Source organism: Escherichia sp. E4742, assembly GCF_005843885.1.
Classification (GTDB): Bacteria; Pseudomonadota; Gammaproteobacteria; order Enterobacterales; family Enterobacteriaceae; genus Escherichia.
Genome location: NZ_CP040443.1, coordinates 1908785 through 1923338, shown reverse-complemented (window position 1 = coordinate 1923338; position 14554 = coordinate 1908785). Strand labels below are relative to the sequence as shown.

Sequence of the window (14554 nt, the reverse complement as noted above, 5' to 3'; positions counted from 1 at the left end):
GTTTTATCTGTTGCTTGCCGGTGAACGCTCTCCTGAGTAGGACAAATCCGCCGGGAGCGGATTTGAACGTTGCGAAGCAACGGCCCGGAGGGTGGCGGGCAGGACGCCCGCCATAAACTGCCAGGCATCAAATAAAGCGAAAGGCCATCCGTCAGGATGGCCTTTTTGCGTTGATGCAGAAAAAATGCCGGATGCGACGCTGGCGCGTTTTATCCATCCTTGCATTATCCCTCCTACTTTTGCATCCACTCCACCACAAAATCAGCCAGCCCCTCAACATCATTAATATCCAGTAACGCGACATCAAGATTAATCGGCACATCACTGGCTACAGCAATAACATGCCTGTCTATCACTAATTCTTCCGGTCGATGTCCGGCACCATCGCGAAACAGCACAATCTTCGCGATCTCTTCATGCTTGAACCCTTCAACCAGAATCAGATCCAGCTTTGAGGTATCCATTCGGCTTGCGAGAAAATTCAGATCCAGCTCTTCTTCGTCTGGTGTTTCTGTCATCAAGGCCCATCGCTGCTGGCTGGCAACGATGGTTTGTGCCGCGCCAGCCTTGCGCAGCTCATAGCTATCTTTGCCCGGTTTATCGACATCCATATCATGATGCGTATGTTTAATCAGCCCCGGGCGGATCCCTCTGGCGCATAATACCGGGATAAGTTTTTTCAACAGCGTCGTTTTACCGGTGCCGCTCCACGCGGCAAAGGCGAGTAGCGGTATCATTGTTTTTCCTGCCATCGGGCAAGCTCCTCTGGCGTATTCATGTTCACAAATGCTTCTTTACGGTCGCTAAAATCAACCGCGTGACCGCCAGCAAGATTCATAAATGCCATTACCCGGCGTTCTCCTGCTTGCAGATATTCCTGCAACAACGGCTCAATAGCGCGATTTACCAGAGCAATAGTTGGATGATCGCGTTCACCGTCATGGACCCACACAACAGGTGCATCTTTGCGCTGATGATTAAGCCGGGAGACTAAATCCTGGGGAATATAAGGCGTATCGCACGGACAAAACAGAAACCACTCACCTGCTTCCTGCTGCATTACCGAAAGCATTCCCGCCAGCGGGCCAGGATAATCCGCCAGTGAATCCGCTATTACTTTCAGACCACTTGCCTGATAGATTTCCTGATGACGATTGGCATTAACCACGACGTAAGATAGCTGCGTCATAAGCGCGTCAGCGACATGTTGCCACAGCGGTTTGCCGTTTAATTCAAGCAATCCTTTATCTACGCCGCCCATTCGTCTGGCTTTACCGCCCGCCAGTATAACGCCTGTTATCGTCGTCATCAGATTCACCGATATCGCCTCTTTTATTGTGGGATTGACCCTGCTAACGTGTCTGTCTCAAGAGTAAGGAGCATTACTATGAAATGTAAACGTCTGAATGAAGTTATTGAACTCCTCCAGCCAGCCTGGCAAAAAGAGCCAGACCTTAACCTGCTGCAATTTTTGCAGAAACTAGCGAAAGAGTCAGGTTTTGACGGCGAACTGGCGGATTTGACGGATGACATTCTGATCTATCACCTGAAAATGCGCGATTCCGCGAAAGATGCGGTGATCCCAGGGTTGCAGAAAGACTATGAAGAAGATTTCAAAACGGCGCTATTACGCGCGCGTGGCGTAATTAAAGAGTAAAAGCTTGTAAGCGCTACCAACAAAATCGTTGTGAAATGATATCCTTCATCATTCGTAATGTTTTCCGGATGATGGGATGAACAACAGCGCTTTTACTTTCCAGACACTACACCCGGATACCATCATGGACGCTCTTTTTGAGCAAGGGATCCGGGTGGATTCCGGTCTTACCCCGCTTAACAGCTATGAAAACCGAGTCTATCAATTTCAGGACGAAGATCGTCGGCGTTTTGTCGTCAAATTTTATCGCCCTGAACGTTGGACAGCAGATCAAATCCTCGAAGAGCATCAATTTGCGCTGCAACTGGTAAACGACGAAGTTCCTGTCGCGGCCCCTTTGGCTTTTAACGGCCAGACCTTATTGATTCATCAGGGATTTTATTTTGCCGTTTTCCCAAGCGTCGGTGGTCGTCAGTTCGAAGCCGATAATATTGATCAGATGGAAGCGGTTGGGCGTTATTTAGGGCGCATGCACCAGACGGGGCGCAAACAGCTTTTTATCCATCGCCCGACCATCGGTCTGAATGAATATCTCATTGAACCACGCAAGCTGTTTGAAAATGCTACGCTGATACCTTCTGGGCTGAAAGCGGCCTTCCTTAAGGCAACGGATGAGCTTATTACCGCCGTTACAGCACACTGGCGGGAGGACTTCACCGTTCTGCGATTACATGGTGACTGCCATGCCGGAAATATTCTCTGGCGCGATGGCCCAATGTTTGTCGATCTGGATGATGCGCGTAATGGCCCTGCAATTCAGGACCTGTGGATGTTGCTGAATGGTGATAAAGCTGAGCAGCGGATGCAGTTAGAAACTATTATTGAAGCTTATGAAGAATTTAGCGAGTTCGACACCGCTGAAATCGGACTGATTGAACCTTTACGCGCCATGCGTTTGGTTTATTATCTTGCCTGGCTAATGCGGCGTTGGGCCGATCCCGCGTTCCCGAAAAATTTTCCGTGGTTAACCGGGGAAGATTACTGGCTGCGACAGACGGCGACTTTTATAGAACAGGCAAAAGTTCTACAAGAACCCCCTTTGCAATTAACACCTATGTATTAATCGGAGAGAGTAGATCATGAAAAAGATTTGGCTGGCGCTGGCTGGTTTGGTTTTAGCGTTTAGCGCATCGGCGGCGCAGTATGAAGATGGTAAACAATACACCACGCTGGAAAAGCCGGTTGCTGGCGCACCGCAAGTGCTGGAGTTTTTCTCTTTCTTCTGCCCACACTGCTATCAGTTTGAAGAAGTTCTGCATATTTCTGAGAATGTGAAGAAAAAACTGCCGGAAGGTGCGAAGATGACTAAATACCACGTCAACTTCATGGGTGGTGACCTGGGCAAAGATCTGACTCAGGCATGGGCTGTGGCGATGGCGCTGGGCGTGGAAGACAAAGTGACTGTTCCGCTGTTTGAAGGCGTACAGAAAACCCAGACCATTCGTTCAGCATCTGATATCCGCGATGTATTTATCAACGCAGGTATTAAAGGCGAAGAGTATGATGCAGCATGGAACAGCTTTGTTGTTAAATCTCTGGTCGCACAGCAAGAAAAAGCGGCTGCAGATGTACAATTGCGTGGCGTTCCAGCGATGTTTGTTAACGGTAAATATCAGCTGAATCCGCAGGGTATGGATACCAGCAATATGGATGTTTTTGTTCAGCAGTATGCTGATACAGTGAAATATCTGTCTGAGAAAAAATAATTTATTATAATTCACATAAAGCCCGTGAATATTCACGGGCTTTTTTTGTTGTTTAATCAATATAAATACTTTCTGATAATTCACCTCGTTTCTGGACATTTTAATATCAAGCGCGGATATTAAAAGTTTTGCTGTTTTATCAGGGAATATTAGAAATGATACGTAAGTCAGCCACAGGTGTTATTGTTGCATTAGCCATTATCTGGGGCGGTGGAACATGGTATGAAGGGACTCAAATCCAGTCTGGCGTCGAAAAATTTATTAAAGATTTTAACGACAGTAAAAAGAAGGGAGAGCATGCCTATGATATGACCGCCAGCTATAAAAACTTTGACAAAGGTTTTTTTAGCTCTCATTTTCAAATGCTTATTACCTTTGATAAAGGTGCGCCAGATCTCAATATCAAGCCAGGACAAGGTATTGCATTTGATGTGGATGTCGATCATGGCCCCTTGCCGCTATCAATGTTAAAAAGCGGCAATATCTTACCTGCTATGGCGGCAGCAAAAGTTAAATTAGTCAATAATGAACTGACACAGCCGCTATTTATTGCTGCAAAAGATAGAGCGCCCGTCGAAGCGACATTGCGATTCGCCTTTGGCGGTTCTTTCTCTACAACTCTGGACGTTGCCCCTGCAGAGTATGGAAAACTCTCCTTTGGTGAAGGTCAGTTTACTTTTAATGGTGATGACAGTTCATTGTCTAATCTCGATGTTGAAGGCAAAGTCGAAGATATTGTTCTGGAATTATCGCCAATGAATAAAGTCACGGCGAAAAATTTTACCATTAATTCTCTGACGCGATTAGCAGAAAAGAAATTTCCGGTTGGTGAAAGCGAGTCGAAATTTAATCAGATTAGCATTATCAATCGTGGTGGTGAAGTTGCCAAAATCGACGCTTTTGTCGCGAAAACCACACTAGATCGCGTAAAAGATAAAGATTATATCAATGCTAATCTGACCTACGAAATTGATAAGTTAACAAAAGGGAATCAACAACTCGGTAGCGGTCAGTGGTCATTGATTGCTGAATCTATTGATCCCTTAGCAGTTCGCCAGTTTATCATCCAGTACAACATTGCGATGCAGAAGCAACTCGCTGCACACCCCGAGTTAGTAAATGATGAAGATGCACTGGAAGCAATGAATACTGCATTGTTCAAAGAGTATTTACCGTTATTACAAAAAAGTGAGCCGATCATTAAACTACCTGTAAGCTGGAAGAACGCAGTCGGTGAACTAAATGCTAATCTGGATATTAGTATTGCCGATCCAGCCAAATCTTCATCACCCACAAACAAAGAAATTAAATCGATCAATCTGGATATGAATGTACCGATTAATGTCGTCACTGAAATAGCTAAACAGCTTAATTTATCTGAAGGAATGGATGCTGAAAAAGCTCAAAAGCTGGCTGATAAACAAATCGGCGGAATGGCAACATTAGGTAAGATGTTTCAGTTAATCACAATTGACAACAATATTGCCTCGCTGCAACTGCATTATTTGCCAGGTAAAGTTGTTTTTAACGGGCAGGAAATGAGCGAAGAAGAATTTATGTCTCGTGCCGGACGTTTAGTGCATTAAAATGATAACTCGCCTCTGCTAATACGGAGGCGAGTTATAACTACTTATCCTGATTCCGTGATGACATCAGTGAAGTCAGAAGTCGGTCTTTTTCCTGCCACAGTGTGTTCAGCCACTGCTGAAAATGACGTTTGAAGCTTTTGTCATTGATATAGTCGCCATGCAACTCTTCAGCAATAGGTTGTAAATCCACATGCACGACAATCCGCGTCAGTTTGCCACTTAACATATCGAAGAATGGCTGGCGGTTATTGTCCGGATAACACAGCGTAACATTGAGTAGTTTATCGAATTGTTTACCCAGTACATTCAGTGCCATCGCGATACCGGCGGCTTTGGGAGGCAGGAGGTTTTTAAATGTCGAGTGGGTTTGCTGGTGTTTCTGTTCAGTAAAACGGGAGCCTTCAACAAAATTCACAATCGTGGTGGGATGCAGGCGAAACTTTTCGCAAGATCGGCGAGTGGTTTCAACATCTTTACCGCGCCGTTCCGGATGACGTATCAAATAAGCGCGGGAATAGCGCTTCATAAATGGCATATCCAGCGCCCAGCATGCCAGGCCAAGGAAAGGCACCCAGGCCAGTTGCTGCTTGAGAAAATATTTGTTCATTGGAATATGCTTACGAAACAACACGCACAGTACAACAATATCAGCCCAACTGCGGTGGTTACAAATAAGCAGATACCAGTTCTTTTTACTTAGCTCTTCCAGTCCGCGAACTTCCCATTGCAGGTGTGGGTTAAGGTGCAGTAATAGTGCTAATCCTTCACACCAGCAATACATCATAAAATCACAAAAAAGTGATACCTTTCGCCAAATCACTGGCACAGGTAACAATAGTTTTACGATCCCGGCAATGATGATCGGGACAGAACAAAAAATGGTGACCAAAATGGTCAATACGATACTCACCAAAAGTGTTATCGCAGCGAGTATTCTCGTCATAATTAAATTATTCAAAAGGTTAGCCATAGACAGTGCGCTAAAGAAGCGCAAGGCGCAGATTTTATCAGAAAACGCCCTAAATAACGGATGATCCTGAAGTAGAAAAATAATTTATATCTATCCACATTAGAAAAAATCCTATTATCTCAATTCTTAGGGATAAATTTATTTTTAACCTCATGAAAAACAAAGATAAACATCATGCCGTAAAAAGCATGATAATAAATTTAAAGCGATGTAAATAATTTATGCACAAAGTTATCCACATGACGATTTGCGAACGATCCAGAAGATCTACAAAAGATTTTCACGAAAAGCGGTGAAAAACTCATGTTTTCATCCTGTCTGTGGCATCCTTTACGCATAATCTGATAAACAGGCACGGACATTATGGTTCAGATCCCCCAAAACCCACTAATCCTTGTAGATGGTTCATCTTATCTTTATCGCGCATATCACGCGTTTCCGCCGCTGACTAACAGCGCAGGCGAGCCAACCGGTGCGATGTACGGTGTCCTCAACATGCTGCGTAGTCTGATCATGCAATACCAACCGACGCATGCAGCGGTGGTCTTTGACGCCAAGGGAAAAACCTTTCGTGATGAACTGTTTGAACATTACAAATCACATCGCCCGCCAATGCCGGACGATTTGCGCGCGCAGATCGAACCCCTGCACACAATGGTAAAAGCGATGGGGCTGCCTCTGCTGGCCGTTTCTGGCGTAGAAGCAGACGACGTTATCGGTACTCTGGCGCGCGAAGCCGAAAAAGCCGGGCGTCCGGTATTGATCAGCACCGGTGATAAAGATATGGCGCAACTGGTGACGCCAAATATCACGCTTATCAACACCATGACAAATACTATCCTCGGCCCGGAAGAGGTGGTGAATAAGTATGGCGTACCGCCAGAACTGATCATCGACTTCCTCGCGCTGATGGGCGACTCCTCTGATAACATTCCTGGCGTACCGGGCGTCGGCGAAAAAACCGCGCAGGCACTGCTACAAGGTCTTGGCGGCCTGGATACGCTGTATGCCGAGCCGGAAAAAATTGCTGGATTGAGCTTCCGCGGCGCGAAAACAATGGCGGCGAAGCTTGAGCAAAATAAAGAGGTGGCCTATCTCTCTTACCAGCTGGCGACGATTAAAACCGACGTTGAACTGGAACTGACCTGCGAACAACTGGAAGTACAACAACCGGCGGCTGAAGAGTTGTTGGGACTGTTCAAAAAGTATGAGTTCAAGCGTTGGACTGCTGATGTCGAAGCGGGCAAATGGTTACAGGCCAAAGGGACAAAACCAGCCGCGAAGCCGCAGGAAACCATTGTTGTCGACGAAACACCCGAAGTGACTGCAACAGTGATTTCTTACGATAACTACGTCACTATTCTGGACGAAGAAACTCTAAAAGCATGGATTACGAAGCTGGAAAAAGCGCCTGTATTTGCGTTTGATACCGAAACCGACAGCCTCGATAACATCTCAGCCAACCTGGTAGGGCTTTCTTTTGCTATCGAGCCAGGCGTAGCGGCCTATATTCCGGTTGCTCATGATTATCTTGATGCGCCCGATCAGATCTCCCGCGAGCGTGCACTCGAGTTGCTAAAACCGCTGCTGGAAGATGAAAAGGCGCTGAAGGTCGGGCAAAACCTGAAATACGACCGCGGTATTCTGGCTAATTACGGAATTGAGCTGCGTGGGATTGCGTTTGATACCATGCTGGAGTCCTACATTCTCAATAGCGTTGCCGGGCGTCACGATATGGACAGCCTCGCGGAACGTTGGTTGAAGCACAAAACCATCACTTTTGAAGAGATTGCCGGTAAAGGTAAAAATCAACTGACCTTTAACCAGATTGCCCTGGAAGAGGCCGGACGCTATGCTGCCGAAGATGCGGATGTCACCTTACAATTGCATCTGAAAATGTGGCCGGATCTGCAAAAACACAAAGGGCCACTGAACGTCTTCGAAAACATCGAAATGCCGCTGGTGCCGGTGCTTTCGCGCATCGAACGCAACGGTGTGAAGATCGACCCGAAAGTGCTGCACAATCATTCTGAAGAACTCACCCTGCGTTTGGCAGAACTGGAAAAGAAAGCGCATGAAATTGCAGGTGAAGAATTTAACCTTTCTTCCACCAAGCAACTGCAAACTATTCTTTTTGAAAAACAGGGTATTAAGCCGCTGAAGAAAACGCCGGGTGGTGCGCCGTCAACGTCTGAAGAGGTACTGGAAGAGCTGGCGCTGGACTACCCGCTGCCCAAAGTGATTCTGGAGTACCGTGGCCTGGCGAAGCTGAAATCGACCTACACCGACAAGCTGCCGCTGATGATCAACCCGAAAACCGGGCGTGTACATACCTCTTATCATCAGGCAGTAACCGCGACGGGGCGTTTATCCTCAACCGATCCTAACCTGCAAAACATTCCGGTGCGTAACGAAGAAGGTCGCCGTATCCGTCAGGCGTTTATTGCGCCGCAGGATTATGTGATTGTCTCGGCGGACTACTCGCAGATTGAACTGCGCATTATGGCGCATCTTTCACGAGACAAAGGCTTGCTGACCGCATTTGCAGAAGGAAAAGATATCCACCGGGCAACGGCGGCAGAAGTGTTTGGTTTGCCACTGGAAACCGTCACCAGCGAACAACGCCGTAGTGCGAAAGCGATCAACTTTGGTCTGATTTATGGCATGAGTGCTTTCGGTCTGGCACGGCAATTGAACATTCCGCGTAAAGAGGCGCAGAAGTACATGGACCTTTACTTCGAACGCTACCCAGGCGTACTGGAGTATATGGAACGCACTCGTGCTCAGGCGAAAGAGCAGGGATACGTTGAAACCCTGGACGGACGTCGCCTTTATCTGCCGGATATCAAATCCAGCAACGGTGCACGTCGTGCTGCGGCTGAACGTGCAGCCATTAACGCACCAATGCAGGGAACCGCAGCGGATATCATCAAACGGGCTATGATTGCCGTTGATGCCTGGCTACAGGAAGAGCAACCGCGCGTGCGTATGATCATGCAGGTACACGATGAACTGGTGTTTGAAGTTCATAAAGATGATGTCGATGCGGTAGCGAAGAAGATCCATCAGTTGATGGAAAACTGTACCCGCCTGGATGTGCCGTTGCTGGTGGAGGTGGGTAGTGGCGAAAACTGGGATCAGGCGCACTAAGATTTGCCTTAACAAGCCTTTTTTTCGTAACTAAGCAACATAACCAGCCACGATTTGTGATGGGTATTAGAAATTCCTATGCAACAACTGAAAAAAAATTACAAAAAGTGCTTTCTGAACTGAACAAAAAAGAGTAAAGTTAGTCGCGTAGGGTACAGAGGTAAGATGTTCTATCTTTCAGACCTTTTACTTCACGTAATCGGATTTGGCTGAATTTTTTAGCCGCCCCAGTCAGTAATGACTGGGGCGTTTTTTATTGTGCGAAAGAAAAGATCCGTATTGCCGGATACGTTGTGCTTAACAGGCCTACGGTAGAAAATAGCTCATTGAATTTGCATGATTTTATGTGCCAGATACGCGATATCCGGCACATGCATAAGGGCTAGAAAATTATTCGCCGCCCTGCGTTTCTTCTACAGGCTGCATCTCGCTGAACCAGGTATCCAGTTTCTGGCGAAGCTTATCCACACCTTGCTTCTTCAGAGAAGAGAATGTCTCTACCTGCACATCACCGTTAAACGCCAGCACTGCTTCACGCACCATATTCAATTGCGCTTTACGTGCACCGCTCGCCAGTTTGTCCGCTTTGGTCAGCAGCACCAGTACGGCGATATTGCTGTCCACCGCCCACTCAATCATCTGCTGGTCGAGATCTTTCAGCGGATGGCGAATATCCATCAGCACGACCAGGCCTTGTAGACTCTGACGTTTTTCGAGGTACTCACCGAGCGCGCGCTGCCATTTGCGCTTCATCTCTTCAGGAACTTCCGCGTAGCCATAGCCAGGCAAGTCGACCAGACGTTTGCCATCAGCCACTTCAAACAGGTTGATAAGCTGGGTACGTCCTGGTGTTTTCGAGGTACGCGCCAGGCTTTTCTGGTTAGTCAGCGTGTTCAGCGCGCTGGATTTACCTGCGTTGGAACGGCCTGCAAAAGCCACTTCGATTCCGGTATCGGAAGGTAAGTGGCGAATATCAGGCGCACTCATCACAAAATGCGTCTGTTGATAATTCAAATTAGTCAAAGCGGTCGTCTCCGTCAGTTAAAGCTTTGCGGCGATTATACCTGAACCACAATAAAAGACGGATTTTTCGGCGTGAACGGTGTAAGTAAATACCATGTACTTTGTGAGACATTGCCGATTGTTTTTATGCGAAATCGAAGAGAAATTTCTGCGACGCATGTCAAATAGGCTAAATAAATCATGTGATTAGTTTTATACAATAATCTGAAAATGAGTAAATACTGATGATAGTTTATTGTTTGTTTAGCGCAGAAGCGTAAAGTAGCACCCATAGAGCGAGGACGCTAACAGGAAGATGACTCAGGATGAGGGTCAGGAGCGCCAGGAGGCGAAGACAGAGGATTGTCAGGAAGACAAACGTCCGGAGACGTAATTAAACGGAAATGGAATCAACACGGAATGTTCTGGCTAATGGAAAAACAGGGTGTGTTGGCGGCCTGCAAGGATTGTAAGACCCGTTAAGGGTTATGAGTCAGGAAAAAAGGCGACAGAGTAATCTGTCGCCTTTTTTCTTTGCTTGCTTTCTGTTAGATTCCGCCGCAAATCTATACTGAATAAAACGGCAAAAAGACGAACCATTATGAAACCATCATCTTCAAACTCACGCAGCAAAGGTCACGCAAAAGCGCGTCGAAAAACACGCGAGGAGCTGGATCAGGAAGCTCGTGACCGCAAGCGCCAGAAAAAACGTCGTGGTCATGCGCCGGGCAGCCGTGCAGCGGGCGGTAGCGCTACTTCGGGTAGCAAAGGCCAGAATGCACCGAAAGATCCACGTATTGGCAGTAAAACCCCTATTCCATTGGGCGTGACTGAAAAAGTCACCAAACAGCACAAACCGAAGAGTGAGAAACCTATGCTTTCACCGCAGGCGGAGTTGGAGTTACTGGAGACGGATGAGCGTCTGGATGCGCTGCTGGAACGTCTGGAAGCAGGCGAAACCCTGAGTGCCGAAGAGCAATCCTGGGTAGATGCCAAGCTGGATCGTATTGATGAGTTGATGCAGAAACTCGGCCTCTCTTATGACGACGACGAAGAAGAGGAAGAAGACGAGAAGCAAGAAGACATGATGCGTCTGCTGCGGGGCAACTAACGGATTGCCGCCGTGGGCCTTCCCGTTCTGCTGATAACCCTTCCGGTTATATGTTATCTGGTGTGGTTATTCGTTAAACTACAGCGGTTGTCGCGGCGACAAAAGTGGCTGCGCAACCGGCTGATGACCCGAAATGGGCATCCGCCGGTACGCCGTAGCCGCCAGAGACGCCATCGGAAGGAGTGAGCATGTCTGTACAGCAAATCGACTGGGACCTGGCCCTGATCCAGAAATATAACTATTCCGGGCCACGATACACCTCGTACCCGACCGCGCTGGAGTTTTCAGAAGACTTCGGTGAACAGGCGTTTTTACAAGCCGTGGCGCGCTACCCTGAGCGTCCCTTATCTCTCTACGTACATATCCCGTTCTGCCACAAACTTTGCTACTTCTGCGGTTGCAACAAGATTGTGACTCGTCAGCAGCACAAGGCCGACCAGTATCTGGACGTGCTTGAGCAAGAAATCGTTCATCGTGCACCGCTGTTTGCCGGGCGCAAGGTGAGCCAGCTGCACTGGGGCGGTGGAACGCCAACATACCTGAATAAAGCGCAAATCAGCCGCCTGATGAAGCTGTTGCGCGAAAACTTCCAGTTCAATGCCGATGCGGAAATCTCGATCGAAATCGATCCGCGCGAAATCGAACTGGATGTACTGGATCATTTACGCGCGGAAGGCTTTAACCGCCTGAGCATGGGCGTGCAGGACTTCAACAAAGAAGTGCAGCGTCTGGTTAACCGCGAGCAGGATGAAGAGTTCATCTTTGCGCTGCTCAAACATGCACGTGAGATTGGCTTTACCTCCACCAACATTGACCTGATTTACGGCCTGCCGAAACAGACGCCGGAGAGTTTCGCCTTTACCCTGAAGCGTGTGGCGGAACTGAACCCTGACCGTCTGAGCGTCTTTAACTACGCGCATCTGCCAACTATTTTTGCCGCCCAGCGCAAAATCAAAGATGCTGACTTGCCGAGTCCGCAACAAAAACTCGATATTCTGCAGGAAACCATCGCCTTCCTGACACAATCGGGCTATCAGTTTATCGGTATGGATCACTTTGCTCGCCCGGATGACGAGCTGGCGGTGGCCCAGCGTGAAGGCGTGCTGCATCGTAACTTCCAGGGCTACACCACCCAGGGCGATACCGATCTGCTTGGGATGGGCGTTTCCGCCATCAGCATGATTGGCGACTGCTACGCGCAGAACCAGAAAGAGTTGAAGCAGTACTATCAGCAGGTGGATGAACAAGGTAATGCGCTGTGGCGTGGTATTGCGCTAACGCGCGATGACTGTATTCGCCGCGATGTGATTAAGTCGCTCATCTGCAACTTCCGTCTGGATTACGCCCCCATTGAGCAACAGTGGGATTTGCACTTCGCTGATTACTTTGCGGAAGATCTCAAGCTGCTGACCCCATTAGCAAAAGATGGGCTGGTGGATGTGGATGAGAAGGGGATTCAGGTGACGGCGAAAGGTCGCTTGCTGATCCGCAACATTTGCATGTGCTTTGATACTTATCTGCGCCAGAAAGCGCGAATGCAGCAGTTCTCACGGGTGATTTAAATAGTGAATGGCGCTTCGTTTACAAAGGAGAAAACGAAAGCGCCATCAATGTGCTGAGAACAAGATTGCCTGATGCGCTACGCTTAGGCCTACAAAACCTATTTTTGTATGCCGGATAAGGCATTCACGCCGCATCCGGCATGAACAAAGAGCACTTCATCAGCAATCTGAAACTCAGCTAAACAGCCCAATCATCGCGGCACACAGCACGGCAGCAACGGCAGTTTGCGGCGTGTGGCTGTTAACTGCGCCACTTGATAGCAGATTAATTATTGATTCCAGCATAATGACTCTCCCCGTTTTCCGGGCAAGATCATACTGAACTTATCGGAACAGTAAAGCGCAAAATACCAGCAATTTGCGCTCAATAATCAATCTTTACATGGCGAGCCTGAATCACTCCATCCCCAACTCTTTTAACTTACGTGTCAGAGTGTTACGCCCCCAACCAAGCAGTCGCGCCGCTTCTTGTCTATGTCCCTGCGTATGTCGCAACGCGGTGGTCAGTAACGTCCGCTCCAGCTCTGGTTGCGCTTCAGAAAGCAAGTTTTGATGACCGGAACGCAGCGCCCGATCTGCCCACTGCGCTAACAACGTAGCCCAACTGTCCGGCTGCATTGTGGAAGGGCTTTCCGGTACGGTTGATTCAAACAGTTCGCCAGGCAAATCCTGAATCAACACTTCCTGTCCGGCGGCCATTACCGTTAGCCAGCGGCAGGTGTTTTCCAGCTGGCGCACGTTGCCTGGCCACGCCAGACGCGTCAGAGCGGCTTCAGTTTCCGGATGCAGCAACTTTGCTTCTACGCCCAGCTCGCGAGCGGCAACTTGTAAAAAATGGCGTGCCAGACGGGGAATATCTTCCCGACGCTCACGCAGCGGCGGCAGATGAACACGGATAACGTTCAGGCGGTGGAACAAATCCTCACGGAACTTGCCTTCCTGCACGCGCAGTTCCAGGTTCTGGTGAGTCGCAGCGATAATCCGCACATCCACTTTCACCGGCGCATAGCCGCCAACACGATAAAACTGACCGTCTGCCAGCACGCGCAGCAAACGCGTCTGTACATCCAGCGGCATATCGCCAATTTCATCAAGGAATAACGTGCCGCCATCGGCCTGTTCAAAACGCCCCTGACGAATGGTATTCGCGCCGGTAAACGCGCCTTTCTCGTGACCGAACAGTTCTGATTCGATCAAATCTTTTGGGATAGCCGCCATATTCAGCGCGATAAACGGCGCTTTGGCTCGCGGGCTGTGGCGATGCAGGGCATGAGCGACCAGTTCTTTACCAGTGCCGGATTCGCCGTTGATCAGCACGCTAATGGAAGAACGCGAAAGCCGACCGATAATACGGAACACGTCCTGCATGGCTGGCGCTTCGCCGATGATATCGGTCGTTGGGCCGTTAAGCTGAACATTACGCGGCTGCTGCTGTTCCTGGTAATGACTGATGGCGCGCTCAACCAGCGCCACGGCTTCGTCGATATCAAACGGTTTGGGCAGATAATCAAACGCCCCTTGTTGATAGGCGCTGACGGCAGCATCCAGATCGGAATGTGCGGTCATAATGATGACCGGAAGCATCGGATGGCGCTGTTTAATCTGCTTGAGCAGCGCCAGCCCGTCCATTCCCGGCATACGGATATCTGAAAGCAGCACATCCGGCGTTTTGCTCGCCAGCGCCTCCAGCACTTCTGCGCCGTTCTCAAACGTCGTACAGGTTAAACCTGCCCCAGCGAGCGCACGTTCAAGCACCCAACGGATGGAACTATCGTCATCGACTACCCAGACTATCCCTCGTTGCATA

Annotated in this window: 15 protein-coding genes and 1 pseudogene; 9 read left to right on the top strand and 7 right to left on the bottom strand. The window is 48.6% G+C overall.

Annotated elements, in window-relative coordinates:
- Positions 1 to 3: 3 nt before the first annotated feature.
- From FEM44_RS25145 to mobA, 3 genes are read right to left on the bottom strand one after another with little or no spacing between them, the layout of a single operon-like run.
- Complete coding sequence (locus tag FEM44_RS25145) at positions 4 to 225, bottom strand: hypothetical protein (protein ID WP_167850658.1); 222 nt, start codon at positions 223 to 225, stop codon at positions 4 to 6.
- 8 nt (positions 226 to 233) lie between these two features.
- Positions 234 to 752: a molybdopterin-guanine dinucleotide biosynthesis protein MobB gene (gene mobB / locus FEM44_RS09330; RefSeq protein ID WP_135522536.1), complete on the bottom strand. Its 519-nt coding sequence runs from the start codon at positions 750 to 752 to the stop codon at positions 234 to 236.
- Positions 734 to 1318, bottom strand: coding sequence for a molybdenum cofactor guanylyltransferase MobA (mobA, locus tag FEM44_RS09325; protein ID WP_135522537.1), 585 nt, complete (start codon positions 1316 to 1318; stop codon positions 734 to 736). Before mobA ends, mobB begins: the two co-directional genes overlap by 19 nt.
- Before the next feature lie 69 nt (positions 1319 to 1387).
- Between mobA and FEM44_RS09320 the strand changes: the two genes are divergently transcribed.
- The 4 genes from FEM44_RS09320 to FEM44_RS09305 all read left to right on the top strand — a co-directional run bounded on the left by FEM44_RS09320 (position 1388) and on the right by FEM44_RS09305 (position 4949).
- The gene (locus FEM44_RS09320) at positions 1388 to 1657 is read left to right on the top strand and encodes a YihD family protein (RefSeq protein ID WP_001295263.1); all 270 of its coding nucleotides are present in this window, start codon (positions 1388 to 1390) and stop codon (positions 1655 to 1657) included.
- 76 nt (positions 1658 to 1733) lie between these two features.
- Positions 1734 to 2720 carry a stress response kinase SrkA gene (gene srkA / locus FEM44_RS09315; RefSeq protein WP_130260082.1) on the top strand — a complete coding sequence of 329 codons (987 nt, stop codon included), beginning with the start codon at positions 1734 to 1736 and terminating at the stop codon, positions 2718 to 2720.
- Between the two features lie 16 nt (positions 2721 to 2736).
- Positions 2737 to 3363, top strand: a complete 627-nt coding sequence (gene dsbA, locus FEM44_RS09310; protein WP_135522538.1) for a thiol:disulfide interchange protein DsbA — start codon at positions 2737 to 2739, stop codon at positions 3361 to 3363.
- Positions 3364 to 3518: 155 nt separating this feature from the next.
- Entirely contained in the window at positions 3519 to 4949 is a 1431-nt protein-coding gene (locus tag FEM44_RS09305; protein WP_135522539.1) for a DUF945 family protein, read from the top strand.
- A gap of 40 nt (positions 4950 to 4989) precedes the next feature.
- On the opposite strand, the gene FEM44_RS09300 is transcribed toward FEM44_RS09305, so the two are convergent.
- The gene (locus tag FEM44_RS09300) at positions 4990 to 5922 is read right to left on the bottom strand and encodes an acyltransferase (protein WP_135522540.1); all 933 of its coding nucleotides are present in this window, start codon (positions 5920 to 5922) and stop codon (positions 4990 to 4992) included.
- Positions 5923 to 6285: 363 nt separating this feature from the next.
- Between FEM44_RS09300 and polA the strand changes: the two genes are divergently transcribed.
- Entirely contained in the window at positions 6286 to 9072 is a 2787-nt protein-coding gene (gene polA / locus FEM44_RS09295; protein WP_135522541.1) for a DNA polymerase I, read from the top strand.
- A gap of 165 nt (positions 9073 to 9237) precedes the next feature.
- The gene (locus FEM44_RS25975) at positions 9238 to 9285 is read left to right on the top strand and encodes a spot 42 RNA, inhibition of DNA synthesis (protein ID WP_071892919.1); all 48 of its coding nucleotides are present in this window, start codon (positions 9238 to 9240) and stop codon (positions 9283 to 9285) included.
- A 177-nt stretch (positions 9286 to 9462) separates the two neighbouring features.
- On the opposite strand, the gene yihA is transcribed toward FEM44_RS25975, so the two are convergent.
- The gene (yihA, locus tag FEM44_RS09290; protein ID WP_126680307.1) at positions 9463 to 10095 is read right to left on the bottom strand and encodes a ribosome biogenesis GTP-binding protein YihA/YsxC; all 633 of its coding nucleotides are present in this window, start codon (positions 10093 to 10095) and stop codon (positions 9463 to 9465) included.
- Between the two features lie 234 nt (positions 10096 to 10329).
- On the opposite strand from yihA, the pseudogene FEM44_RS09285 reads away from it, so the two are divergent.
- The 3 genes and pseudogenes from FEM44_RS09285 to hemN all read left to right on the top strand — a co-directional run bounded on the left by FEM44_RS09285 (position 10330) and on the right by hemN (position 12747).
- Positions 10330 to 10557, top strand: a pseudogene (locus tag FEM44_RS09285) (hypothetical protein).
- 118 nt (positions 10558 to 10675) lie between these two features.
- Positions 10676 to 11185: a Der GTPase-activating protein YihI gene (gene yihI / locus FEM44_RS09280; protein ID WP_001517353.1), complete on the top strand. Its 510-nt coding sequence runs from the start codon at positions 10676 to 10678 to the stop codon at positions 11183 to 11185.
- Between the two features lie 188 nt (positions 11186 to 11373).
- Positions 11374 to 12747: an oxygen-independent coproporphyrinogen III oxidase gene (hemN, locus tag FEM44_RS09275; protein ID WP_135522542.1), complete on the top strand. Its 1374-nt coding sequence runs from the start codon at positions 11374 to 11376 to the stop codon at positions 12745 to 12747.
- Between the two features lie 174 nt (positions 12748 to 12921).
- On the opposite strand, the gene FEM44_RS09270 is transcribed toward hemN, so the two are convergent.
- Together FEM44_RS09270 and glnG are read right to left on the bottom strand one after the other, a co-directional pair.
- Complete coding sequence (locus FEM44_RS09270) at positions 12922 to 13032, bottom strand: YshB family small membrane protein (protein ID WP_064527982.1); 111 nt, start codon at positions 13030 to 13032, stop codon at positions 12922 to 12924.
- 111 nt (positions 13033 to 13143) lie between these two features.
- On the bottom strand, positions 13144 to 14553 hold the full coding sequence (gene glnG / locus FEM44_RS09265) for a nitrogen regulation protein NR(I) (RefSeq protein ID WP_135522543.1): 1410 nt from the start codon (positions 14551 to 14553) through the stop codon (positions 13144 to 13146).
- Position 14554: the final 1 nt, after the last annotated feature.